Raw genomic sequence first — 26,175 nt, 5'->3', positions numbered from 1 at the left:
TATCATCCGCTCTAAAGATCGTAAGAGCCCTCTTGAGAACTCACTCTAGGCACAACACCTCGAGGTCTGGGTTCGGTATACACCCCTTCATGTTGGATGTGTCGCCCATTGTCCAACAGGCTCTTTAAGATAACCAAATATGAAACTAATCTATACTAGCTCCCAGCCAATCGATTATTGCATTAATATCATCCTCTGGCATCACCCACGGCCGATGATGGCGCTGCTTATCTTCAGTCCCAGGGATGAAATGGCCGAAGCCGAACCCGTATATCTTCCCAGTACTGGCGTAGACCTTCGCGTGCTGCCGTACCGTCACGTGGAAGCTCTCAAGGTCGACGACTCGGCCGCCTTTCTGTGTAAAGATGGCATTTAGTAGCCCGGACCCAGAAGGCCCAAAGATCTGAGTGGCTGAAGCAAAAGTTCGCACCTGTTCGCGAAATGATAGGGTCTCAGGGTAGAACACTTCGAACCCCGCCCGGTGCGCTATCCGCTCAATCTCCGGCTCATTTTGCAATACGCGGTACCACCGCCGCGATGTGCTAGACATGAGTCTAGACGCGTAGAATCTCTTAGGTGGTCTTTGTGCACCACCGAGTGATTCCGCAAAGCCGTTAATCTCTGCTGCCATCTCGGGGGAGTAGAAGCCTTCGGCATCAAATGCTGACGGTAGCAGGATCTTTTGGAATGGGCGCCCTGCAACTTCTCTCGCACTGAAGACAGGGAGCTCGGGGAGCCCGGTTTCACGGAGGGCCTCCATGAACCAGGACGTCCGGGTGGGTGTTACATAGCAGTCGAAGGCAAGCCCAGCCTGCCGCGCCAAGAGCATCTGAGGAAGTTGTCGGATCAGGAACGAGCCGTAGTTCGCGGGCTCAAGGTTATGTAGAAACAACGCAGTCTTTTTGATTATAGATTCATCAAAGGGCGCCCAAAATACAGCCTGTGGCCCAGAGAGACCATCTTCGACGAGAAAGCCGTCCTCAATCCAGCTGCGCTTATCCATGAGGTGACGTATGTCATCTTCATTGGTGACTAATTTGGGAAGATATAATCTGCCGTCAGCATCTATAACGGCCGAATTGCCTATAACCCGAGCGTGATCAACGGCCTGAATAATGGGAGCCGGCAGAGCCAAGAACCCGTCAATGATCCCATGCATACATGACGGATACTCAGGAGACCCGAAAACACGTGCAGGAGCACGCATTGCTCCAGAGCTCGCTGGAGCGGTCCAGACTATTTCCGGCCTTTCTCCATATACCACAGAGGCTTTGTTCAAGTGAGCCCCCGCAAAGCCCTTGAGTGTTGGATCCTTAGTAAGAGCCTCCCGAAGCTCCTGAATTTGAGATGGATTGAACATTGTATAATTCCCGTACCACTCGTGGCCTTATTGAACATGCAGAACTGCTTTTCAACTGGCGTCGACATGCATGCAACCACTTGGCGAGGATCCGCCCTAGAGGAGTGCAATTCCTTCTCAGCCTAGTGTGTTGGAGTGGGCTTACACGCTGGAAAGCTCGGCCTGCGATCCAGCCAAGCGCCAACGAGCGAACAGATTCAGGACGTAGTCAGATACAGCTAGCCCTAGCGGATCCGCACGTACGAGAGGTCCGTCCCGCTACTTTTAATTCGGACCTTCGGACGATGTCCTGTTGGAACATGTAAGAGCGGAGAGGATACGACTAAAGGGACCACAATCCCGCGCAGGCGGCATCTCACTGGACGACATTGCCAAGCGAGATCCCCTTGGACTCGCATCGAGAGTCTGGCAGATGGGCTGGAAGGGGAAGCCGTCAATCGCTAAAGCGATGAGCTGGAACCTCGCAGCCGCTTCAGTTCGGCTGTTATCTCCTCTGGGGGATGACCTCGCACTGGCTCTGGCCGCTCGTCGGGGCAAGACTTACAGCCTCCTCTGAAACTCCTGCGTGGAGCGTCTGAGAAGCTTGACGCAGGATTCCTTCTACATAATGTGAGGTTCTCCACTTTCCCGAACACGTTCACCTAGGAGTCTCTACGTTACTGTAACGAGTGGTAGTCGGCGAACTACAGTGTTCTACATCGCCATTATTTCACACCCATGAACCGGATGTTGGGGAACCTTTGCCTAAGAGTAAAATCAAATACTGCTTGATTCTTCCCGTACGAGTTATCGAATAGCTCCACGCTCGCACCAACTAACGCTGCTGCAACGCTCACATGAAGGCGATCTGTTCTTACAAGACGGAAACCAGAGACGCTCATTAGAAACAACACGGCCGCAGTATATATGTCGGCTCGATTCTTTAATGTCGGATGCATGAGATTCGATAGATCGATTGAGCAGCCCCTGATCCTATCGGGTTCTCGCCTGCTCTCATCATCCTCACGGAAGGCATTCAAAGCGATGGAGATCGGCGCGGTTGCAGTCATCGAATGATGGTAGCGTCGTATGGCAGCAAAAGCCGGCTCCAACATGTTGAAGTTCGTTGCCATATCGTCCGCCGGGAGGCACGTTAGCTGCGGGAATTTCAACGCATATTCATATGACTGTAGGTCTCGGGCAAATACTGTGATGTTCGGAGCATGACTCCAAAAGTCACTATGGCCGCGAATTGTCTGGGGTAGAACGACAATCGGCCTACTAAATTTCATCAGGTGCTTGATACAATTAATGCCGCCAGCATAGAGATCAACGAGACTTCCTCCCCCTCCATAAATAAAAACTCGACGGTCATCAGTATTGCCGCGCTCGTCATCCCGGAAGAACTCCCAGTCTAATCCGCTTGCGTCGAGTGCCTGCACTGTTGCAGCAGCAATCAGGTTATCTCCCAAGTTGCCACCGTTGGGCATGTACCGGAAGTGAAACTGGGTGCCGAATCTAGATTTTAGATAAGCTATCGGGTCTTGTTTCAACTTGTTATACCTCGGTTTTCTCAAAGGTATTGTGGTCGTCCGCCAATCTCACTTCAATGAATGCGATCTTTAATGCAGCTAGAAATGCAGGCTTGTAGGACGTTCTAATATAAGCTCGGTCGGACATGAAGCAACTTCCCCTTGCGCCGCCAAATGCTGGCAGACATATGACGTTCTGAGTTCGAATGAGAAGGTTCTCAGGAAGTGGAGCCATTAAAGCAGCTTGGTTAGTGTAGCCACGGGTACAACCACTTACGCGTTTTCAGCGCAGACCGAGGCTTGCAAGAGCATGGTATCCTGGTACTACAGATCGGAGATCTTTATGGTCTCCGCTCTTAGAGTTACATTTAGACGGCATAACAGAGAATTCACGTTTGGCTGTGAGGGAGCTACGCATCGAGGGCGGACATCCATAAGCCCATCACCTATCAAACATCGATTCCTTCGAAACCCTCGACTGCGACCAGTCCGGTTGGCCCCGCGAGCGCGTCGTAGAGTTCAACTGCATTTGGATCAATCTTGCGCATCATAAGGTATTTAGTCAGAGCGGCGGCATCGATCTGTTCGCGGGATTTGAAGATATAAGGCTTTGGATTTCGGGTGAAGTCGTCATAAACTTGCGTTCCGAACGTATCCTCCTTGGGGAAGTTAATCTTGAAAATAGTATGAATATAGGTCTCGTCGGGCACAGCGGAAAAACGAAACGACTCGCGCAAGTGCTCGTCCTCTTTATAGGCCTGCAGAATACTTGCGATGTGAATTCGTTTCAAAATCCACCATTGTTTACCAGCATAGAGCTGACGCAGAGGCTTCTTTCCCCTTGCTTGTAAAGTTGTAAGATCGCTTATCGCTTGAGCGTCGTCATCAGAGAAGAAACGCTCCTCATTCTCGAACCAACGTGGATTGGAGAATTTGCTGTCCATGTAAAAAAAGCGCTCATACCGATAATGGAAGATGTGATTTTGAGGGACAGGCCAGCAATGGATCCATGCCATATCGTGCGTTACGATGCGCTCGTACATAGCACCAGGGGACATCAGAGGACACGTGTCGTCGGACATCAGCACAAAGTACTTGTTATCTGGGTCCCGCAGGGCAGTATCCATCAAAGCCATAGTGGCCTTGATCATGTTGAATCCTGCCCAGAACACGTTGAAACGCGTCTCTAGATAGCGAAGGTTCGCAACTGAGCCCGCTTCGGCCGTATATCGCGCCAGGTCCTGTTTGGCATCCACGTGAACATATATGGAGTAGCGGTCCTTATCAACGAACGCTGCGCCCAGCTTTCCAGCAATCCTCGGGGCTGAAGCACCCAGCACCAATAGCGCAATCTTTCTCATTGTACCATCATCTCTCCAGGCGGGGCATTGAGTAGATCATCGTTCTCATTATACCCTACTTACCGGACCCACGAGGTGGGGGTTCGGTGGCTCTACAACGGATCTGTGGTGGAAACAAACCTATATAGTCCCACCATTTAAAGGTGGTAGCCATCCAACGCTAAAGGGAGAAAATGACTACAGAAGGCAAGTAATCAATCCTCAGAACATCTGAGTGCTCCTTGAAATCCCGAAAATCGTGGGATCTGAATGTGGTTTCAGCTTCAAGCGGAGTTTGAGGTGACCAAAGTGGGCTCAGTCAGCGATGTAGTGATGGCAGGGGCTACGCACTGACTAAACAGTAATCAAAGCAGGTTTGAAGCTGCCTCAATATCCTCTGGCTAGCAAAATTGCATCCTCGTCTCACGTTGATCCGTATAACGACCGAAATCCGGCGATCATGTCGCTCCTAGACGGGGGCTGTGGGATAGACGCGGAGAGCCGGTTCCAAAGTCCTTGTTCAGTACACGCGCGACGAATGACGCTTGCGAGCGAACGTGGGTCGCCGACTTGGAAATGTAGGCCGAATATATCATCCTGCACGCGCTCCGCAGGCCCTCCGATGTTCGAGCAGATGACGGGCCGCCTGAACATCCATGCCTCGGAGATAACAAGACCGAAAATTTCCCACCAGATCGAAGGAACGACGCACCAATCGACGCGACTCATCCGACTCTGCAACTCGTCCACGTGGTACGAACCGTTATCGAACACAATCTGCTCATTAGGTGGCAGGGTTTGCTCATTGGCCAAGAACGCTGTGATTTCATCCCGGACTGTTGGGGACGCATACCGGAGATTGTCACCGTTGATCTCGACAACAAAGTCAGTAAACCCCTCTGAGCGTAGAATCTGAACTGCCCTCAGCAGGATGTGCACCCCCTTATTGTCGACCAGTTGACCGAAGAAGCCAAATCTCTTCTTCGGCCCCTCGGCAGCAGGAATAGCAGCAGGGTCACCGTACACCCGCTGTCCGTTGGTGACATGTCGGATCATATTGCGCGCGATACCCCATCGTACATAATGCTCGATCATGAACTGACTGGGGCATGTGAACGCGTCTACATGCCCTAGGTGAGCCTGAAGCCACATCTTGCGCACGAGAAACTCTTCAGGCGCACGCTCCGGGAAACATTGATGGCAGCGGACCTGGCTTGCCTGTGTGCACAGGGATCGATCGGTGCGGCGCACCATCTGCCCGTCCGCAGCGCAGATACTCATGAATTCGTGAAACGTGAAGATAATGCGGCAGTTCGGCAGGACCCTCCGGGTCAGGGAAATCAGATCGATCCCGTACGTGAAGAAATGGTGGAAGTGCACCACATCCGGCTGGATCAGCTCGAGAAACTCGGCGAATGCCTCGACCATCACCGAGGAGGAGGTCTTGTGCCACCAGTAGTCGTATTCCTGCGTCAGGAACAGGAACTCTCCTGGTCGGCCGTCAAATCCGGTGATCCGGGCACCACTCTTGAAGAGGGCAGGGTAGGTGTCGCTGGTGACGGATGCCAGCAGTATCGGTTCGATACCCGGCTCCTCTTTCAGGCCCTCAAACAGCTCGTAGCAGATCTGTTGTGCACCGCCCCGGATGAGTTCGGGATGGAACAGGCTCACGAGCAGCACCTTCTGGCGGCTCACGATTTGCCTCTGCTCAGGCAACGGGGATCGTTCGTTGTACTGAATCATCTTGGTCAATAGCTGTTAGTTTAAGGAGGCAGCGCGGCGACGCACGAGTGGTCCCCGTTTGGCGCGGCGCGAGGTGGCCGGCTCGCCACTGGATGCCTGCTCCGTCAGTTGACTAGACGCAACAGCACTCGCCTCAGGGTTAAGCAAGGGATGAGTGGGATGCTTCCCGTCCATCGTGGTTTGTATCGTGTCACCCCAGTTCCGCGTGAACAGCCACCGATTGACGAGGGATCCCCCTTCGTGCTCCGGGCGCTTGATGGATCCCTTTCCCTCGAGGTGCCAGAAACGAATATCGTGTATCCAGACAGGAACACCGCGGGAAAGGCTTTTCAGGCACAGGTCCGCGTCCTCATAGTGCCCGAACAGGTGAGCCTCGTTGAAGCCGCCAAGATCCTCAAACCAAGCGCGATCTGCTGAGATGAAGGCACCTGTGACGGCGGGCACGGGTCGGGCGCGGGTATACTGATCGGACCAGGACGGCGCGCCTTTCCCGAAGTGCTCGACCCGGACCATCTCTCTCGAGGCAATGCTAGTCGGCTTGATCGAAAGGCCGCGGTCGATCTCGAAATACATGCCACCGTGCATCAATGACCCGTCATCATAGTAGAGCGTTGTGCCGAACAGGGCCGTCTGCTCCTTCGGCAAAGTCGTCACAAGACTGTGGTGCTTCTCGGCCCAGTCCATGTCGATCGGGAATACGTCCGGGTTCACGAAGACGACACGATCGCTTGAGGCGAATCGGGCGGCAACATTGTTCGCTGCACTGAAGCCCGCATTACCCGGCAGGGTTACAAGTGTGAGGCTGATCCCATAAACGCGCTCTGCGATGCGAGCTTCTTTGTGCAATTGCTCGGATAGCTCCGGGCTGTTGGAGACATAGATAAATTCGTAGTCGGAAAGGCCCTTCGTCCTCGCAAAGAGGGCATTCTGCAGGAACAGGAACTCGTGCTTGCCGTACAGACACACGATCAGCGATGCTCGAAACCGTCGATCGCGGGACCCGAAACGTTCCACATAAGCGGCGGAGCAAATCGAGGACGAAATGCGGCGGTTGAGCTGAATCAGCTCACGTCCAACGCCACTGTCGAGGGCATGGAAGGACTCAATATCCCGGTTGCCGTAGTACTGTGCGACCGCAAAGTGCCCGAGGATGGTGCTCCGCAACTCCGTCTCAGAGAGCAACCGGGCATGGACCTCTGCCGTTGCAAAGGTGCCGTCGTCAAACAAAAGCCGAACGGTCCAGGGCTTGGTCAGGTATTGTCCCGGCACAAGCTGAAGCACCGTCCAAAAGCCGAAGGAGTGGCCTGCGGGCGCTTTGAGCACGTCTTCAACATCGGCGCGGCGGCACCGTCCAAAGGCGCGGGTGTTGCAACCCTCCGCTCCGGAAACCACAGAAATGCTTCTGATGGCCCGCTGCCGGTCATCGACCCACCCGACGATGAATGCTTGGCCGCTTTCTGAGACCAGTGCCGCGTCAATGCCGGATGGAACCTGAACGGCACTGGCGCTTGACCGGGAGCGGTAGCCAAGGCCTGCCAGGTACTCATCGGACAGGAGAAGGTCGTCGCCTTTACCCTTCCGAACATAGTGATCGAGCCCTGAGCCGAACTCTCCCGCTCTTATGGCATAGAGAACGTCGGGATAAATTGAGAGGTAGAGATCTTCGTTAAACTCTATGGGCCCAAATGGCTCCTGCGCCGGCACCACGGCCGACTGATGCCCTCCAGAGGCATGAACGTCGAGACTCGAGCCGACACCGCCCTCGCTCAGGAGCGCTTTGAGGTGTTCATCAATTTCCATTTTACTCTTGTGCCTGCTCTAGTCTGAACTGCGCAAACGGATACCGGCCTTCGCGATAGCCAGCGACATCGAAATGGTGCTGACCCGAGTCGAAGATCCCCTCAGACACTGCGTTTTGAATGTCAGGGTATTGTTCGAGATACCACCTCTCATCGACGACTATTGGGTATGGCATGCGATGCTCGAAGTACCCAGACGTATGGTAGTGCTCCTCCGCGCTTGAAACCTCGCCCCGCTCGACGGCCTCCCGGACATCTGGGTGCTTTGAGAGATACCAATCGGCGTCGACCCGTATGCGCGAGATATCTGGCCTCAAGAGCGCGTACAGGTGTTCCGTTGCCACAGCAACATACTTTGAGGTTTGGCCCAGAATCAGAATCCGCTGATTCTGCAGCGATGCAAAAGTCTGAAAAGACATTCATAGCCCCCGATGAAATGCAATCCAATTGCTTTTTTATCAGTATCTCATCAACCCGTCAGCTTCATAACAGCTGAGCGCTCTCCTGCTGCGGGTTCACGCATTGGCGCATGACGCAACACACAATTAAGATTTGCTGGTGTAGATCTATAGGTGGGCCGCGAGACGGACGTGTACCAGTCCCGCAAAGCACTGTCAGTCCTCGCCTGCCTCCAACCCCCATAGGCACCGCTATGGGCGAGATCATCGGGCCTTAGGGTCATACGCTGCGCTACTGAGACAGCCACTGGTCGCTCCCTGAAAGAGAGGCAGCGCAGTCGGTTCGGATCAACACATCCTGTGAATCCCGAGAAAACGCCTGTAATGCTGCCCCACCGCCACACACGTGCTTAAGCCGGCGCGTCAGTTGTTTAGGTTTCCGTTCAGCCCTTGAACGACGCACTTATTGCTATCAGTCAGAAGTATTGGTGCTGAAGTTCAGGCTGATTTCGGCGCACATATAGGGCATGGAATGCGAAGATCCTGTCACGGATACGTCACAGATTAGTGGTGTGGCACCACAGCGCACATGCTCTCGTCAAGCTGTTTTGGCCTCATCAACTCGACTAACTGGCATACTTAGGCAGCAGTATCTCTTGATCGGATTGGGCTAAGTGGTGGAAACGATTTCCTGAAATATCAGGATCTCCAAGCTGTTGCAGGGGCGCATCTGTGATCAGTCTTTGAGCGTCAGCCCTCTGGTCATTTCAGGCGTACCTTTATTCTTCGCTGCACTAAGGCCTGTGGACATTCAGACAACCTGAGGGATTCCCATCGCATTCGAACTTTGATTCAAGACTGCAAACTGGAGGTCAGACTTGAATCGTTTGGTGCTGAAGGATGAGCAGTGGGCCCGCGTCGCACCGTTGCTGCCCGGCAAGGCCGGTGATCCCGGCCGCTCGGGAGCGGATAACCGGCTGTTCCTGGAGGCAGTGCTCTGGATGGTCCGCACAGGGGCGCCCTGGCGTGATCTGCCCGCGATGTTTGGGAACTGGAATACAGTCTTCCGCCGCTTTAGCCGGTGGGCTCAGACCAGCATCTTCGAGCAGCTCTTCCAGGCGCTGTCCGGGGATCCCGATTTCGAATACGCGCTCATCGATGGCACCATCATCCGCGTCCATCAACACGGGACGGGCGCTAAAGGGGGACTTGTCATCAGGCCATCGGGCGCTCGCGCGGCGGCCTGACTACCAAGATTGTCGCCTTAGTGGATGCGTTGGGTAATCTGGCGCACTTTCTGCTTCTGCCGGGGCAGCGCCATGACAGCGTCGGGGCAGAACCCCTAATCGATGGGATCGAGATTGGCGCTCTGATCGCCGACAAGGGCTTCGACAATGATGCGCTACGCCAGGAGCTCGATGTCCGTGGCGCCACTGCCGTCATCCCGCCCAAATCCAATCGTGCGCGCCAGATTGCGTGTGACTTCGCCATGTACCGCTGGCGTCACCTGGTCGAGAACTTCTTCTGTGACTTGAAGCAGTTCCGCCGCATCGCCACGCGCTACGACAAGACGGATCTGAGCTTCTCAGCCATGATCTATCTCGCCGCCAGTTTCAGGGCCCTCAAATGAATGTCCACACGCCTTAATTGCATGAACCCATCTTGGCTTCCTCAACAGGTACGTTGGAACCGCGATAATGACATAACGTAATGTTTCGCGAGTGTGGTAATGGGGCGAGTGCAGGCGCTCACCCGCTGATCAGTAGCGGAGGTGCTCACAATAAGAGTTCAGATCGCCCTGCACTCGAACTAAGGGGCACCGTGGCAATGAGACAACACCATCCTCAGCAGCCGAAGATTTTGATTGAAACCGCGCCTGTGATCCATCTGTGACGGAATTGGGCTACCTAATCCGGTATACCCCCAAATCTCCATAAGACTGTTTGGGGCTCTTTAGGTCCTGCAAGGGGTAATAATATGGCAACAATTGGTAGCGCCTACGACGGCAAGGTTTCGTCTGATGCCTATGCTTCGTTCCTAGCTGCAGTGGCTGCATCTGGCGCGAGTGCCCAGGATATGGTTTCGCGTGATTACACGGCGAATCCGGGTGAGCGCGTTGGCGGAACCGCTGGTTCTGACTACGTCACACTGGGCCTCGGCGACCGGCTTGATAAGTTTGCCGGCCCGTCCGACGGCTTTGACGTGGTTCAGGCCGAGGCAGCCGTCAATCTCGAAGGCACAGGCTTCGATGGTGTTGTGCTGACGGGCGACAAGAACATCGGTGCCACGGGTAGCAGCGAGAACAACGTCATTGCCGGCAACAGCGGCAATAACGGCCTCAAGGGCGGCGCCGGAGCCGACGTCATCGCGGGTGGCGACGGCAATGACCGCCTTGATGGTGGGATCGGCGACGATACCCTCTTCGGCGATGCCGGCAACGACGTCCTGCTGGGTGGCGCGGGCGACGACGAACTGCATGGCGGCGCGGGCGACGACAAGCTCTCGGGCGGTGACGGCAGCGACACGCTGTCGGGCGACGCGGGCAATGACACCCTCTGGGGTGAAGCCGGCGACGACGAGTTGAACGGTGGACTAGGCGATGACACGCTCTTCGGCGACGCCGGCGATGACGATCTCCTCGGTATGGCGGGCGACGACGAGCTGTTCGGTGGTCTTGGATCCGACACGCTGTTCGGTGGACCCGGGTCGGACACCATGACCGGTGGTACGGGCGCTGACACCTTTGTGGTGGACAACGGAGATGCGGGTGCTATCGACGTCATCACGGACTTTGATGCGCTCGAAGACGTGATTGATCTGTCCGAGGCTGGTGTGACGACCTTTGACAATCTGGTCATTGAGGCCGATGGTCAGGACACGATCATCACCCTGCCGGACAACACCAAGTTCAAGCTGATCGGCTATGCGCCGGACGACGTCAACGACAGCTTCTTCACCTTCTAAGGCATGAACCTTCAGTCATCGAAGGGGGGGCTCCCGGTCATGGACCGGGACGCTCCCCCTCTTTTCGTGATCCCGTATTCGTCGGACACGGCGTTCGTCTGGTGCCCGCTCGCTGAGAGCGGCGCTATCAGCGCGCTTCAGGTTGGCGATGCGACCGTCACGATCCTCGAACGCAAAAAGCTCTTCCGCCCGGGCGCACGGCTGGAGGCCTTGCTCGTCGGAGGGGTGATCCTCCGCGACGGCGCCACGTGCGCGCTCGAAGTCACATCGGCAGCCGGCGATGTCGACGTCGTGCGGACCTCGGCGCGGCTCGCCCGCTGGGCCGAGCCTGACACACGCGCGGTGTTGAAGCTGATCGCAAGCCGCCCCGCCCAGGCCGAGCCGCGTCAGATCCTCGAGCGGTATCTCACCTTTACCTGCGCATGGCAGGCACCGGCCCGTCTCGATGCCATGTTCCCGGACGGCTGCGTCGTGGCCGTCGATCTTGACGGCGCCCGCACCGAGCCCAACGCCTACGCCATCACATCCCACAGCTTTGAACGGATGACGGTTCAGCCGCTAGTGCAGCACAATGGCACGCTGCTGCTCTGGATCGGGCAATCCGACATCCAGCACCTCTATCTGGAGGTCGCCGGCGCGCTGGTTCAGGCCCGCCTGCATGCCTCCGGTGCGTCATATCCAGAGCCGACTTCTTCAAGCGTTGGAACCGACGGATCAGCCATTGCAGAGGCGCTGTACAGGGCCGTTGAGAGCCCGTCCGCTGAGCTGACGGCCTGGATCGCCGGCCTGTGTCAACCACAGGTCCGTGTTTCAACGGAGCACACGACCGTCGACATCCGCCGGGCCGTCCGCTTGCCCACCCAAGACGCAGCGATCTTCATTGACGTGTCAGGTACGGTCGACCATGTCCACTCGTTTGACATGACCGTCTTCGGCTCGCGAGATCCCGAAACGCTGGACGTCATCGCGTGTGATGTTGAGGATGAGAACCGGCCTCTGCAGCAGAAGATCATCCTGCGAGCCCCTCAGGTCGAGTCATCCACCGGATGCTATCGCGTGTCCTGGAGCAGCGCCGGGCAGCATCACGCTGTCTGGATCCGCGCGTCCGGTGACGCGACCCCGGACTGGGTTGGCCTGGCGCGGGAGTACTTGCCGGTGGCCCAGGTCAGGGCCGATGTCTTCTCAACGGTTCTGCACCCGCTGGCTACGGCGCCGAACCACGATGTTCCGCCAGGCATTGTGCAGGTGGTCGATTACGGGCTAACCGATGACGCTGACGCCGACATTTTCGTCTTCGTTGGCAACGATCTCGAGGCGCTTCACCGCACGTTGCTGGCACTCGCCTTGACCTCCGGCGGGGCAACACTGAACGTTTGCTTGTGTGTCTTCGATCCCCGCTTCATGAGCACCTTAAGTCCCGCCGCGCAGGTGTGGGCGCGACGCTATGAACTGTCGCTTGCCATCACCTGCTACAGCTCCCGCACGTCGGAGGCTCAAGTGGCCCGTGCCGTGTTTGAGGGGGACCGTCCGCGGCTCTTCTGTCGCGCCGGCGCGGTTCCTGGTGACAGCAGCTGGCTGGAGTCCGTTTTCGCCTCCCTCGCAATGGGACGGACAACACTCGTTCTGCGTGCCCACGACCGACGTGCGAGTGACGCCGCTGATGATTCGTTCGAGAGCTTGACAACCACCGAGACCGAGGGTGGTTGGCAGAGGCGTGTCGCTGCTGGCGCCATCTCCGCTGATGGCGCACCTGACCTCACCGGCTTGCCGCGCTTCTATACGTTCGAGGCTTTTGTCCTCGCACAGGTTCTGCGCGAGACCCGCGACGCGACAGTGTTGTCCATTGCCGCTGCCCCTCGCTTTGTGCAGAGTGGCACGACATCCACAATCGACGAGTTTGGCGCAAGACTGGACGCATACAGCTTGCAAACGCTCGTCCAATCCTTCTCTGCTGGAGCCCGCCGGTGGCGCGTGGTCCGTGGCCGGACCGCGCGCTGACGAGCGCCAGGCCTTCGAAACCGGGCATCAAAGACATCGATCCATGAGCCAGCACAGTGACACCCGATACCGCGATGACGACGTCAAGGCGGCCCTGCGGGCATGCCGCCAGCACTTCGTGTTTGCGTTCGCGTTCGGCTGCTTCGTCAACGTTCTCCTCCTAGCCTCCCCGATCTTCATGATGCAGGTGTATGAGCGTGTCCTTCCGGCGAAGAGCTGGGAGACGCTGGTGGCGCTCCTCGTCGGCCTGCTCATCGCCGGCGGAGCGAACGGGATTTTCCAGTGGGTGCGGGGGGCGTTGCTGCTGCGGGCCTCGGCCCGCATTGAGGGGCGGCTCGCCGATCGGCTGTTTGCCGTGGTGGTTCAGCGTTCTGCGAGCGGGGTCGGGCCTGCGAATGCGCAGCTCGTTCGTGACCTCGACAGCTGGCGGCAGTTTGTCACGGGCAAGGGCGGGCTGGCAGTGATGGAGATGCCGTGGGGCTTTCTGTTCCTGGGCATTCTGTTCGTTCTTAATTTTGCGATCGGCGTGACGGCTGCGATCTGTCTTGCCATTTCCGCAGCGGCAACCATCGTCAACTCGGTGCTGACCAAGCGCGCGCTGATCAAGGCCAATGTCGTCGGCAACGCCTCGTACCTCTTCAGCGAAGCAACGACCCGATCCGCTGGCGCCGTCTTAGGCCTCGGGATGCTGGATGCCGTGGTGGCCCGGTGGCGCCGGGAGCGTAACAAGGCTCTACAGGAACAATTGATTGCCAGCGGCCGCGGTGTCCTCCTCTCCTCTTTTCTCGGCTCGGCCCGCATCCTGATGCAGGGCACGCTCCTGGCCGTGGGCGCCGTTCAGGTGATCAATGGCGAGGTCCCCTTTGGCGTTGTCTTTGCGGCAATCTTTATCTTCAACTTCGCCATGAGGCCGATCGATCAGGTGATCGGCGCGTGGGAAGCCTACCACCCTGTGAAAGAGGCAATGGGGCGCATTGATGAGGCCCTGTCCCGGTCACCCCGGCCTGAGATCAACCTGCAGCTGCCGCGTCCGTCCGGGGCCATCAGCTGCCAGGACGTCACCTTCATTCCGCCCGGGGGCGATCGTCCCGTCTTGAAGCGGATCAACTTTCATCTTGCCGCCGGCGAGAGCCTGGGGCTTGTGGGCTTGAATGGATCCGGCAAGACGACGCTGGCCCGCCTGCTGACCGGCAGCCTTCGCCCGAGCGCGGGGACCGTTCGCCTCGATGGGGCGGAACTCCATCAGTGGAGCAACCACGAGTTTGGAGCGTTCGTGGGCTACCTGCCACAGTCCGTCAGCCTTCTGCCGGGCACGATCGCCGACAACATCGGCCGCTTCGGCCGTTTCTCCGATGACGACATCATTGATGCCGCCCAGCGCGCCCGCGTCCATGACCTGATCGTGCGTCTGCCCAAAGGCTACGAGACCTCACTCGACGACAGCTCCATGCTCTCGGGAGGCCAGCGGCAGTTGATCGCCTTGGCGCGTGCGATCATCGGGGATCCGGCTCTCGTGATTCTCGACGAGCCCAACGCCAACCTCGATGGACCGGGCGAGGCGGCCCTGGTCGCCTGTCTTGAGAGCCTGAAGGAGCGGGGCACGACCGTTATTCTCATCACCCACCGGCCCAATCTTGTGGTCCACCTCGACCATGCCGCCGTGTTGCGCGACGGGATGTTGGTCAGCTTCGGCACCACCCAGGATGTGTTCAAACAGCTGGGACGGCCGACGGTGGTCAAACGTGTGGAGCACGCCCGTGACTAATCGCACCATTTCCCATGCAGCCGCCTCCCAGGCAGCCCCACCCCTGCCGTTCAAGGATTCTGCATTTGGGCCTGTCCTGTTCGGCGGTGTCGCGGCGCTGGCCCTTCTCGCCACGGTAACGGCTTGGTCCTCGACCATGTCGGTGGCGAGTGCTGCGATCTCACCGGGCAAGGTGGCCGCAGAGGGCAATCGGAAGGCCGTGCAACACCCGACGGGGGGCGAGATCGGCGCCGTCTTCGTGCGCGAGGGGCAGTTGGTCGCCCAAGGCCAGAAGCTCATTCAGCTCGAACTGGCGGACGCCAAGGCCGAGGCCACCGTGTTGCGCAGCAGCCGCATGGCAGCCCTCCTGCGTGCGGCGCGCCTGCAGGCGGAGCGCGCCGATGCCGCGACCCTCACGTTTCCGGACGCTCTGGCGGCGAACCAGAGTGATCCCCAAGTGCAGATGCTGTTTCAGCAGGAGCAGAGCTTGCTGACCACGCGCCGCGCGGCCTATCTCGGTCAGGTCAGTTTGCTCAAGCAGCAGATCGACGGCAGCCAAGGGCAGATCCGCGCCCTGCGTGGCCGCGCCGAGGCCGCGCAGTTGCAGCTCAAGAGTATCGACGACGAGCTCGTTTCGTTGCGGCCGTTGTACGACAAAGGCCTGATTGCCCGTCCGCGCGTGCTGACTCTCGAGCGCTCGGCGGCCTCGTTGCAGGGCGATCTCTCGTCCATCGCCGGCCTGATCACGGCCGAGGAGGACAGGATCCGCGCGGCTGGGATCCAGATCGATCAGCTCACCAAGGAGCGCCTCGAGCTGATTGCGAAGGAAAGCGCCGACAACGATGCCAAACTGGCGGAAATTGAGCCGCGTCTGATCTCGGCACAGCGCCGGCTCGAGCAGGCGGTGATCGTCGCCCCGGAAAGCGGCTACGTGTATGGCTTGGCAGTGTTCGGGCCAGGGGCGGCGCTGGGTGCCGGGCAGGTCGCGCTCGAGATCGTGCCCAAGGACGATCCGCTGGTCGTGGCGGTGGAAATCGACCCCACCGACATCAACCGGATCCGGCCGGGCCAGAGCGCCAGCATTCACTTCCTGCCCTATCGTCAGCGCTACAACAAGGCGATCGAGGGCACGCTCGAAAAGGTCTCCGCGGACCGCTTCGATGACAAGACCACCAACAGGGTCTACTACAAAGGCGTCGTCCGGGTGGAGCCCAAGGCGCTTGAGGCGGCCGAGGTGGAGTTGACCCCAGGCATGCCGGCCCAAGTGACGATCGAAACCGGCCAGCGCACGATTTTGGCGTACTTCCTGGATCCGGTATTCAAGATTTACGACTTTGCTCTCAAGGAACAATAGGAGATGAGCATGACAGCGGGACGTTCAGGATCCCTTCCCCTCGCGGGACAGCAGAAAGGTGAAACCGCCGGCAGCCGGCCGGTCAATCTGGAGGGCGACAGCCCGGAAATCGTGGCGTTTGCCCTGCTGCGCTATCTTGCCCAACTCGAGCAGACCCGCGCCCATGAGACCGGCATTGTGTTCGATCGCGAGTGGCTCCTCAACGCCTACGCCGATTGCCTCGACACAGTGAAGGGCAACCGCCCGGTCGCGGCCGAGCTGGACGCGGCGCCAGCTCCTGAATCCAAAGTGCCGGCGTCAGGACGCGCCAGCAAGACCGCGGCCTCCGGCCGCGGATCCAAGCGCTAAGCCTCGCGCACGAAGCGCTGGCGGCTTTAGCGCGCCAGCGCTTCGTGCATCAAACGCTCGTAGGCAGGCCACGAGACGGTGTGAAAATCATACCGGTCGACCGCAGTCTGCCGGGCGTTCACGGACAGTCTCTGGCGCAGGTCGCGATCGTCGGCGACCGATGCGATGGTCTCAGCCAGCGCCTGATGATCGAAAAAGCCCGTGAGCACGCCATTGTGGCCATCCTCGATCACCTCCTGCACCGGCGCGGTGTCCGAGCCCACCACGGCACATCCAGCGGCCATCGCCTCCAGCAGTGACCAGGACAGCACGAACGGGTAGGTCAGATAGACGTGCACCGTTGACAGGCGAAACAGGTTGATCAGGTCGGCGTAGGGCAGGGTACCCAGAAAATGCACCCGCCGTCGGTCGATGTGAGGCCCGACCTCGTCGAGCATCACCTGCCGCCAGCTTTGTCCCCTGCCGGGCTTGCGCCCGTAACTTGGCTCATCCTTGCCCACAATGGCAATGTGGGCGTGCGGCAGCAGCTTCTGCAGAGCCGGCAGGGCGCGCATGAAGGTATGAAACCCCCGGTAGGGCTCGAGAGAGCGCGAGACAAAAGTGATGAGCGTCTCACCCGGCGCGATCACGCCGCGCGACCCCAGGGAGAGGGGCTGCGCCGGGGCAGGCTGCGCGACGTTCGTGTCGATGCCCTCATGGATCACCTTGATCCGATCCCCCAAAGGAGCCGGAAAGGTTTGCGCCTGCCACTGTGTGGGTGACACCAGCACATCAGACAGAGCGGACGCCTGCAGCACCGTCAGATTGCGCAGCGACACATATTGTAGATCCAGCGAGGGCGTCTGAAACTCGGGATCAAAGTCCAGATCGCTCGCCTGACTGCGGTAGTAATACTCGAGAAAGGAGACCTGTTTGGCCTTGGGAAATACATCCCGCAGGAACATCGCCTCACCCCAGCTGGGATGAACAAAGCACACGTCAGGCGAAAAGCCGCGTTGCTTCAGGTCCAAGAGCCGCCAGCGCACCGTGTCGCCGCGGCGGACCTGTTCCGAGAAGAAGCTGAGGGGCGGGAAGAGGTCGGTCGGCTGTCCCGGACCCGATGTGTAGCCCTCGTAGTGAATGGGTCCGAAATCGTCTCCAAACGGCGATTTCTGCCCCATCGCCACAACTTTATAGGCTTCACGCTCTCCCATTTCGCGGGAGAGGCGTTTGTATTGTCCCGGAAAGTTCTGGTGAAGGAACAGAACGTTGCACGTCATCGCGGGCCTGTCAGATCAGTGTTCATAAGTTCAACCGCACCGCCAGCAGCGCGGCCGTCGCAGCACCGTGCACCTGTCGATTTGGAGGAATGTGCGAAAATTGCGCACCCTCCTCAGATTATGTCCAATCGAAGGATGCGCCCGAGACACTCTGCCCCTTGTCTTGCAAAACAGGTTCCTGATAGCACCACAGCACGACCCGGTTGGATCGTGCACCTTTAACCACACAACAGCTTAATTGAGCAATCGAGAAGAGGAGAGGTCCAATGGCCCTCGCTCGGTTCGGGCTTTGAAGCACAAGCAATCGTTGGTAACGGACCATGCAGGCTCAAATAGACGAACTGTTCGACGTGTGTGGGACGTTGTTGGCGCTGGTGCGCGTGGATGAGCGGTTCTCTGAGACGCGGTCCTGGTCAGGTCGTCTTGAAAACGATGGCAAGGCTCTCTCTGCGACAAGAGATCAGTGGATTTCAGTTGGGGCAGAGCGGGACGCCCCGACCGAGACAAAGCAACGCACCGGCCGTCGGGTGTCCCCCGTGCGGACAAAACAGTCGGCCATGCAGCCTTATCTGGTCGGCTTTGCGGCCGCTCAGCCGCTCAGCCTCCAGCATCCTGTAACCATCACCCTGTCAGTTGGTCCTGCCACAGTGACGGCGCGGACCATCGAGGTGACAGCGTTGGATGTCACCCGCTTGCAGGACGAGGCCCTTCGAATGGCGCTTTGTCAGGCGCTCCGAGCCTCGGGCGCTTCGGAGGTTGCGTCGATCGTGAGCGCCCCGGTTCGGATTGAACCGTTTGACAAGGGTGGTTCCCTTCACATCAGGCGCGCTGTTCGCACCGGCGCCGGTGTCGTGCTCGATGGATCCATTGACGGCATGGCGCAACCAGACATCCGCATCGTGTCCGCAGATCTTCGGTGCGGGACGATGCCGTCTCAGGTCGTCCTGCGCGCCCGGCCAAGCGAAGGTCGGGAGGACGGCCAAGGCGAGGATGGCCGGACCGCTGGTTTCAACTTCACAGCCGTCCTGGCTACGTCGGCGAGCCATGCCACCGGAGCGTTTTATATTGTGAGGATTGCCGCCACCGGGGAGGGCACTGTTTTCACCGGGCCGCTGACCGCCACAGGACCAAAGGATGAGCAGGAGGCTGCGCGCCTTGTTCGCAAGGCCTTTGGCCCCATTCAGTCGCTGCCTCAGCCGCTCATCGACCAAATCTACCGGCCTGTACTCGCGCTGCCTGCCTCCGAGGCGCGCGCGCGGCGCTTTGAGTTTGGGCCGGCGCCCGATGGTGCGACTCCACTCTCCTCCATCATCATTCCCTTTTATGGTGACGCGTTTTTCCTCAACTGCGTGTACCACCTGCAGCGCGTGTTGGGGCCTGGCTTTGAACTCGTTCTCATGGTCGACGATCCAAGGATCTGGCCTGAAGTCTATGGCCGTTTGAGTGCTCGCCAATCCTCCATTTCGATTCCGACGGTTCTGCTGCAGGGTAACGAGAACTATGGCTATGCCCGGGCCAACAACGTTGCGTTCAGGGCAGCCCGGGGCGACGTTATTTTTCTGATGAATTCCGATGTCCTGATCTTGGATCCGACGGGCTTGACGGAGGCGGCAGACGCCATCCGCACGCGACACAAGGCCCGTGAGCCGGAGGCGATCATTGGCTTCTCGCTGCTGTATGAGGACCACACCATCCAACACATCGGCATGGAGTTTCCGCGTTCGCCTCTCGTGGGACACCTGCGGATTGCTGACCATCCCATGAAGGGACTGCCCATGGCCTTGTACGAGGGCGAAAACACGCGGCGCGTTCCAGCGGTCACCGGAGCCCTGATGGCCCTGTCGTCGCATCTCTACCGGCAGCTCGGGGGCTTTGACCCGCGCTATGAGCGGGGCGATTTCGAGGATGCCGATCTGTGCCTGCGGGCGCAGCAGATCGGCGCCGAGGTCTGGCTTCATGTCAGGCCTGGTCTCTACCACCTCGAGCGGCAATCGATCCGGGGCATGGGCGATGAGAGCTTTCGGGAGATGATCACCCACCTGAATTGCGTTGCGTTCAATGCCCGGTGGGGCACCCATCTGTCGGAGCAGTCCGAACCGCGCGTTGCGCCCCAGACTCTCGTCCGGCCGGCCCGCCGGCCGATCAGCGTACGCAAGCGCAACCCGGCGGAGGCGTCACTGAAAGCCCCGCAGGCCGTGCGTCACCATTCGCCCTGAGTTCGTGCGATGCGAATCCTGATTCTTGCCCATGGGCATCCCGACCTGAGCACAGGGGGCGGCGAGAGAGCGGCCTATTCGCTGTTTCAGCGCCTGAAGCAGAGTCCGGGAGTCACCAAGGCGGTCTTCGCTGCCGCTGATAACTCCGGCGCCATCGGGCACGATGCCCCTTTCGGCAGTTTTCGCGGGCGCCCCGATGAAATCTTGGTGGCCACACCGCCTGTCGACGGCTTCACGTTCCAGAGCGTGGGCTATGACGCGCTCAAGCACCTCGTGAACGACCTCATTCACGCCGTAAAGCCTGATCTTGTCCACATCCACCACTTCATCTTCTGGGGTGCCGAGCTCTTTGAGCTTTTCCGGCGGGCCGGCGTGCGCGTCGTCTTCACCCTTCACGAATACGCGGCAATCTGTGCGCATTTCGGCCAGATGGCAAAGCCGGATGGACGGCTGTGCCATGTCTCATCACCGGGCGAATGCGGGCAGTGCTTCCCGTCCACGGGAGCGGGAAAATTCTTCATTCGCACGACAATCCTCAAGACGCTGTTCAACCAGGTTGATCACTTTGTGGCGCCGAGCCAGTTCCTGAAGGAACGCTACGTAGCGTGGGGTCTTCCGGAGGAGCGGATTACGGTGATCGAAAATCTGCTCGATGCGTCAGTAATGGCCCAGTCGCGGGCGCGCTTGACCCAAGCCGGCAAGAGCGGCCGGCAGAAGGCCAAGTGGGTGTTTGGATATTTTGCACAGATCAACCCCTTCAAAGGCTTCGACGTCCTCCTTGAGGCGGTTTCGCTCCTTCCTGATCACATTCGCAGGCAGGTCATCATTCGGATCCATGGCGAAAACCGCCATTACCTCAATACGGAGTTTCATGAACGGACACAGGTCCTCCTGCAGAACGCCAAAGATGTGGTTTCACTCATGGGGAGCTATCGCAGCGAAGAGGTGATTGACCTGATGGCGGCTTGCGATTGGATCGTCGTTCCCTCGATCTGGTGGGAGAATTCGCCCATTGTGATGCAGGAAGCGCGCTTGGCGGCGCGGCCTTTGATCGGCTCGAATATTGGTGGAGTGGCTGAGAAAACCGATCCAAGTGCAGACTATCTGTTTCCCGCGAGAAGCCCAGGGGGCCTCGCCAACCTGATCAGCGACATTGTCGGGAACAAGAGGCAGGCGAACGGCAAATATTTGACGACATTGGCTCAGGCGCGGATCGAGGCAGACGCGATCCATTTACGACGCCATCGTGCTCTGTACGATGAGCTTTTGGGTCGATAATGGCTTCGCCAACGGGATGCGGGAGCGGCAGGCTTTGAAAAGCTCGTTGTTCAGGGGGAGCGGCAAACTGCAGCAGCCCGCGAGGCATCGAACGAACTTAGACAGTGAGCCGCGAGAATACTGCCAATACGTGCGTTCTCTTGCCGATCGATATCGGAGGCTCTCGCCGAATAAGCTAGGGCTCCTCGCGTTCGGTGCTCGGACTATCGTGGCAATGGCACAACACGGTCGCGCAGCAACCAAAATCTGCCCCAGATGGGTCGGCCTGTGATTCATCCGTGACGGCTTTGAGCTAACCCATCCGATATACCCCCAAATTTCAACGAGGCTGAATCGGAATGCTTTGGGATGGGCGCCGATTCTGACGACGAGGAACGAGAACATGGCCAGTCTGGACGAAAACAACGCCCCGGTGATCACGGTGGGTGATCTGTCGAAGACGATCAACCTGTCGGCGGGGCTGCAGGGGCTGCAGTCGTATGAGGGCGCGATCGCCTTCACGGATGCTGACATTGCGGACGCACACGACGTTGAGGTGATCGACCAGACCGGCAATCAGACCGGCGTGACCTTCACTCCTGTGATCGGCGATGAGCCGGCGGACGGCCAGCCCGGACAGATCAGCTGGACGCTGGATGTCGATCCGGCGGTGCTCAACAGCCTGGCGGCCGGTGAGAAGCGCACGCTCAGCTACACGCTCGCCCTAACCGACAATGCTGGCGCCAAAGTTGAGAAGGAGGTGACCGTCACCCTGGTCGGCGCTAACGATGCGCCGGTGATCACGGTGGGTGATCTGTCGAAGACGATCAACCTGTCGGCGGGGCTGCAGGGGCTGCAGTCGTATGAGGGCGCGATCGCCTTCACGGATGCTGACATTGCGGACGCACACGACGTTGAGGTGATCGACCAGACCGGCAATCAGACCGGCGTGACCTTCACTCCTGTGATCGGCGATGAGCCGGCGGACGGCCAGCCCGGACAGATCAGCTGGACGCTGGATGTCGATCCGGCGGTGCTCAACAGCCTGGCGGCCGGTGAGAAGCGCACGCTCAGCTACACGCTCGCCCTAACCGACAATGCTGGCGCCAAAGTTGAGAAGGAGGTGACCGTCACCCTGGTCGGCGCTAACGATGCGCCGGTGGCGGTGGCTTTGTCGGCCACCACGGTAGCTGAGAATGAAGCCGGTGCGGTGGTCGGAAATCTCTCAACCAGCGACGTGGATGTGAGCGACAGCTTCACCTACGCGGTGAGTGACGACCGCTTCGAGGTCATCAACAGCGAACTCAAGCTGAAGGCGGGCGTCATCCTCGACTTCGAGAACGAGCCGACCGTCGATTTGACCGTGACCTCGACCGACACGGGTGGTCTGTCGAAGCAGCAGGCGTTCACGCTTAACGTCTCGGATGGGAATGATGCTCCGACAGCGGTGAGCCTGATTAACCGGGTGACCCAAACGGCTGAGAATGGGGCCACCCTGAAGGTGGCGGACATCGCGGTGGCGGACGATGGGCGCGGCACCAATACCCTGTCGCTGGTCGGCGCCGATGCCGCCCGGTTCGAGATCCGCGGCAGCGCGCTGTGGTTCAAGGGCGGGGCCGACTTCGAGACCACCAAGACCTCCTACGCCGTCCAGGTCAAAGCCACCGACAGCGAAGGCAAAGGAGAGGTCACCTCAGTCCCCTTCACCCTGGCCATCACGGACGTGAAGGAAGATAGGGCCGTCTTCAACTTCAAGCTCACCGAGGCTGCCTTCACCTTCGCCGAGTCCACGGTCACCATCAACGGACCCGGGGGACAGCACTTCGTCCTCTCCTCGGACTTCGATCAGTTCCAGTTCACGGACGGCACGGTCAACGAGGCGGACGGCAAGGCGGTGGTGAGTGACCTGTTCTACTACGTCCATAACCATGACGTGTGGAACGCTCATGTCGATGCCGACCAGCACTATGCCGCCTTCGGCTGGCAGGAGGGCCGCAACCCGAATGCCTTCTTCAACACCAATGCCTACCTGTCGGCCAACCAGGACGTGGACGCGGCCAACATCAACCCGCTCGACCACTACCACCAGAACGGCTGGAAGGATGGGCGTGACGCGTCTGTCTCCTTCGACACCACCCTGTACCTGATCAACAACGCTGACGTGAGGAATGCCGGCATCGACCCGCTCGAGCACTTCCTCGCCCATGGCCGCTTCGAGGGCCGGCAGGCGTACACGGCGGTGGGGCTGAACGTGCAGGGCACGTTTGATGCCGAGTACTACCTGTTGGCCAACCCGGATGTGGGGCTGGCGGATGTGGATGCCGCCTTCCACTTTGCCAATCATGGCTGGCGAGAAGGACGGGACCCCAGCGCCTTCTTCGACACCAGCGCGTACCTGGCCGCTTATGCCGATGTGGCGGCTGCTGGCGTCAACCCGCTCGAGCACTACAACACCTATGGCTGGAAGGAAGGACGCGATCCGTCAGGCTCCTTCGACACCTCGAGCTACCTGGCCACCTATGCGGATGTGGCGCAGGCCAACATCAACCCGCTTGAGCACTACCTGAAGTACGGCATCTACGAAGGCCGATCAGCCTTCGCCGACAACATCATCTGGTGAGCCAGATCTCTATTGAGCGTTCACACGAGAGGCCCGCCCTGACTATCAGGGCGGGCCTCTCGTGTGTTTAATTTCGGTTTAAACGGCGATCAGCCGATCAATTCGTTTCGCCTTTGTGACGAGCCGCTTTCCATAAGCTCACAAGCCATAGGAAGGGAGTGACCTGACTGGGTCAATTTGAACCAGGGTACGGTGATCAAAGACCGGGTAATCGAGAACAGGCCCAAGATTACCACGGAAACCAAGACGAACTGGGCTAGATCAAAAACTTCACCCCTCCCTTCCGTAGCGCTCCTGTGAACTACTCCGGTGACACCACCGCTATTCACGGTGTCAAAGCAATCGGAACTCTGCGAGAGTGCTGGCAACCGTCGCAGGAGGCGAAATCCCAATGAACGGCAATATCCCAGGCCTTTTTACCTTTGTCATTCTGGCGCTTGTTTGCGTTGCTCTGCTCGTGTTCCCATCGATCGTCCAACTCATCCCATAATAGAGATCCCGGAGACCGAAGCCTCTCTATGCCCAACGCGAATAAAAGCCCCCACCAGCCTGAGCCAGCGGGGCATACGAATGCCTTTGGTGAGTTATAGTTACTCGCTACCGGAATGCTGAGGACCTTCGCTGTTCTGCATAACAGAAGGATGACATCCTCACTCAATGCTTCCGCAGCCATCCCGGATCTTGAGCCTAAAGAGCTAGCCGCTGCCTGATGAGAGCCCTGATGGGAGCATGGTGATCCCGTGGGACCAGTGCCCTTCAACGTTGGGCAGGCGCCGGGATCCCATCACTGTGCCTGGGACCACCTGTTGCTGGGTTCTCGCTGCTTCCACCTCCTGCATTAGGAGGGTTCTGCGTGCCTCCTCCAGAGGAAGCGGCAGGTGATGCGGTTGGCTGACTTTGCGAACCACCTCCAGAGGGAGCGGCGGGCGATGCAGCTGGCTGGCCTGCTGGGCTGGGGCTACTCGGGGTCGAGCCCGGATTGCTCTTGCCTCCCGCACCGGCATGGGCTGGGGCACCTGCGCTGCTCATGCTCGCACCGGCCTGGCCTTGTGAACGATCGGCTCCATCCCAGCCTCTAGCGGCGATGCCTGTCGCGGGATTGATCCAGCCGTCGCTCTCGTAATGTCGGGGGTGCACGAGGGGAAGCACTCTTGCCGTAGAGGCTGAACGGCGGACAGGCTTGGCTCGGAGAGCAACAGCACAGCGGCACATGCGACGGCCGCGGGCGGTGGCAACCCGACACTTCGTGTGGATCGATCGGTTCGACGCGGCAGGTGCGCACTGCCGCCCCACGGCAGGCATACGACCGCGCACGTTGGTAGCCAAGCCGGCTGCGTATGACGACGCCAACGGGGTTGAAAGCGCAAAGATACACACCATAGAACACAGCAGCGAACGCCACATGGGACACCTGAACTTTCGATGCAAGAATCCCTGTCCGTTCTGCAGCCAAGGAGCATCATGGCCATGGCACTTTGCACCCGCATTGCGCAACGTAGCTGTAGGGGCGGCTCCTATGCCCAGGAGCATTGTCCCCAAGAATTGCAGTTGCTGCAGGTGTTGAAGTGGGACGCTGCGCCTGAAGGTTGGAGCCGGATCAATACCGCTACCTCTCGTTCCTTTTACTCAGCAATGGATGCTCCCCGCAGTCATCTGACGTTCAGTCGATGAGAGTACCCACAACGACCCGCCGCTCTCCCCAAGATAGAGACGAGCGCCCTTAGCTAAAACGAAAGTGGCTATACATTTAACCCAGGGCTTCTATGCCACGCCCAAGCATTTGCGCGGTTATCTATTCGCGAGATGAGCGTATCTTCTCAGTATCTTCTCGGCGAGGATATCGGAATGCGTGTTTTAGCTCTTATTGCCTTTGCGGGTGTGGCGGCTTTTTCTGCAGGTGTTTCTGCTCAGGAAGGAGGCTGGGCCTCAACGCCTGAAGGAAAGGCCCGGTGGCTTTCCTGCTACAAAGAGACAAGGTTGATCCACAGGACCCGCAACAGATCCACGGAAGATTTCAGGGCCATGATCAAGGAGGCTCGCAGAGACCATATGCGGTTTTGCATGACAAGAGCTACGCCGCCGGCCTCCGTTGTTGCTGCGAGGCCCCCAGGCAACAACCCCGAGACAGCAGTGGTCAGTTGGGCCAGCAGCCCATAGTCATTCCTGAATGGCCCGCCCCGCTATAGCCTCCCCATGACCTACTCCCGCGACACCACAGCAACCCTTTGGGACGGTCCCGACTCGTCCCGAGACACGTCGTGCTC

16 protein-coding genes are annotated in these 26,175 nt (G+C 58.9%); 9 read left to right on the top strand and 7 right to left on the bottom strand.

Annotated features, from left to right (window positions below; genetic code table 11):
* Nucleotides 1-145: 145 nt before the first annotated feature.
* The 6 genes from JQC81_RS09950 to JQC81_RS09925 all read right to left on the bottom strand — a co-directional run bounded on the left by JQC81_RS09950 (nt 146) and on the right by JQC81_RS09925 (nt 8,172).
* On the bottom strand, nt 146-1,360 hold the full coding sequence (locus tag JQC81_RS09950) for a glycosyltransferase family 61 protein (protein WP_203271665.1): 1,215 nt from the start codon (nt 1,358-1,360) through the stop codon (nt 146-148).
* Between the two features lie 704 nt (nt 1,361-2,064).
* Complete coding sequence (locus JQC81_RS09945) at nt 2,065-2,892, bottom strand: polysaccharide pyruvyl transferase family protein (RefSeq protein ID WP_203271664.1); 828 nt, start codon at nt 2,890-2,892, stop codon at nt 2,065-2,067.
* A 428-nt stretch (nt 2,893-3,320) separates the two neighbouring features.
* Entirely contained in the window at nt 3,321-4,232 is a 912-nt protein-coding gene (locus tag JQC81_RS09940) for a beta-1,6-N-acetylglucosaminyltransferase (protein WP_203271663.1), read from the bottom strand.
* Between the two features lie 402 nt (nt 4,233-4,634).
* Nucleotides 4,635-5,906 (bottom strand): glycosyltransferase family 4 protein, encoded by a 1,272-nt coding sequence (locus tag JQC81_RS09935; protein ID WP_203271662.1) that lies wholly within the window; start codon nt 5,904-5,906, stop codon nt 4,635-4,637.
* Nucleotides 5,907-5,969: 63 nt separating this feature from the next.
* Nucleotides 5,970-7,754, bottom strand: coding sequence for a glycosyltransferase family 2 protein (locus JQC81_RS09930; protein WP_203271661.1), 1,785 nt, complete (start codon nt 7,752-7,754; stop codon nt 5,970-5,972).
* 1 nt (nt 7,755) lies between these two features.
* Entirely contained in the window at nt 7,756-8,172 is a 417-nt protein-coding gene (locus JQC81_RS09925; protein WP_203271660.1) for a hypothetical protein, read from the bottom strand.
* Between the two features lie 857 nt (nt 8,173-9,029).
* Between JQC81_RS09925 and JQC81_RS09920 the strand changes: the two genes are divergently transcribed.
* From JQC81_RS09920 to JQC81_RS09895, 6 genes are all read left to right on the top strand, one after another.
* Nucleotides 9,030-9,781 (top strand): IS5 family transposase gene (locus JQC81_RS09920; RefSeq protein ID WP_203271659.1). Its coding sequence is split into 2 segments (ribosomal slippage): nt 9,030-9,363 and nt 9,363-9,781, totalling 753 coding nucleotides; the frame shifts between segments, so codons are not numbered across the junction.
* A 347-nt stretch (nt 9,782-10,128) separates the two neighbouring features.
* On the top strand, nt 10,129-11,115 hold the full coding sequence (locus JQC81_RS09915; RefSeq protein WP_203271658.1) for a calcium-binding protein: 987 nt from the start codon (nt 10,129-10,131) through the stop codon (nt 11,113-11,115).
* Between the two features lie 39 nt (nt 11,116-11,154).
* Complete coding sequence (locus tag JQC81_RS09910; protein ID WP_203271657.1) at nt 11,155-13,113, top strand: hypothetical protein; 1,959 nt, start codon at nt 11,155-11,157, stop codon at nt 13,111-13,113.
* Nucleotides 13,114-13,156: 43 nt separating this feature from the next.
* Nucleotides 13,157-14,878 carry a type I secretion system permease/ATPase gene (locus JQC81_RS09905; RefSeq protein WP_203271656.1) on the top strand — a complete coding sequence of 574 codons (1,722 nt, stop codon included), beginning with the start codon at nt 13,157-13,159 and terminating at the stop codon, nt 14,876-14,878.
* On the top strand, nt 14,871-16,211 hold the full coding sequence (locus tag JQC81_RS09900; protein WP_203271655.1) for an HlyD family type I secretion periplasmic adaptor subunit: 1,341 nt from the start codon (nt 14,871-14,873) through the stop codon (nt 16,209-16,211). Before JQC81_RS09905 ends, JQC81_RS09900 begins: the two co-directional genes overlap by 8 nt.
* A 9-nt stretch (nt 16,212-16,220) precedes the next feature.
* A complete protein-coding gene (locus tag JQC81_RS09895) occupies nt 16,221-16,559 on the top strand; it encodes a hypothetical protein (protein WP_203271654.1) in 339 nt (112 codons plus the stop codon).
* Nucleotides 16,560-16,585: 26 nt separating this feature from the next.
* On the opposite strand, the gene JQC81_RS09890 is transcribed toward JQC81_RS09895, so the two are convergent.
* The gene (locus JQC81_RS09890) at nt 16,586-17,719 is read right to left on the bottom strand and encodes a glycosyltransferase (protein WP_203271653.1); all 1,134 of its coding nucleotides are present in this window, start codon (nt 17,717-17,719) and stop codon (nt 16,586-16,588) included.
* A 656-nt stretch (nt 17,720-18,375) separates the two neighbouring features.
* Between JQC81_RS09890 and JQC81_RS09885 the strand changes: the two genes are divergently transcribed.
* The 3 genes from JQC81_RS09885 to JQC81_RS09875 all read left to right on the top strand — a co-directional run bounded on the left by JQC81_RS09885 (nt 18,376) and on the right by JQC81_RS09875 (nt 23,911).
* Nucleotides 18,376-20,034 carry a glycosyltransferase gene (locus JQC81_RS09885; protein ID WP_203271652.1) on the top strand — a complete coding sequence of 553 codons (1,659 nt, stop codon included), beginning with the start codon at nt 18,376-18,378 and terminating at the stop codon, nt 20,032-20,034.
* Between the two features lie 9 nt (nt 20,035-20,043).
* Nucleotides 20,044-21,312, top strand: a complete 1,269-nt coding sequence (locus tag JQC81_RS09880) for a glycosyltransferase (RefSeq protein WP_203271651.1) — start codon at nt 20,044-20,046, stop codon at nt 21,310-21,312.
* Between the two features lie 382 nt (nt 21,313-21,694).
* Nucleotides 21,695-23,911, top strand: a complete 2,217-nt coding sequence (locus JQC81_RS09875; protein WP_203271650.1) for a VCBS domain-containing protein — start codon at nt 21,695-21,697, stop codon at nt 23,909-23,911.
* Nucleotides 23,912-26,175 lie beyond the last annotated feature (2,264 nt).

It is taken from the genome of Microvirga arabica, assembly GCF_016811235.1.
In the GTDB taxonomy this organism is placed as follows: Bacteria; Pseudomonadota; Alphaproteobacteria; order Rhizobiales; family Beijerinckiaceae; genus Microvirga; species Microvirga arabica.
Note: the sequence above shows the minus strand (reverse complement) of the source record. Positions and strands in the feature narration are given on the sequence as shown.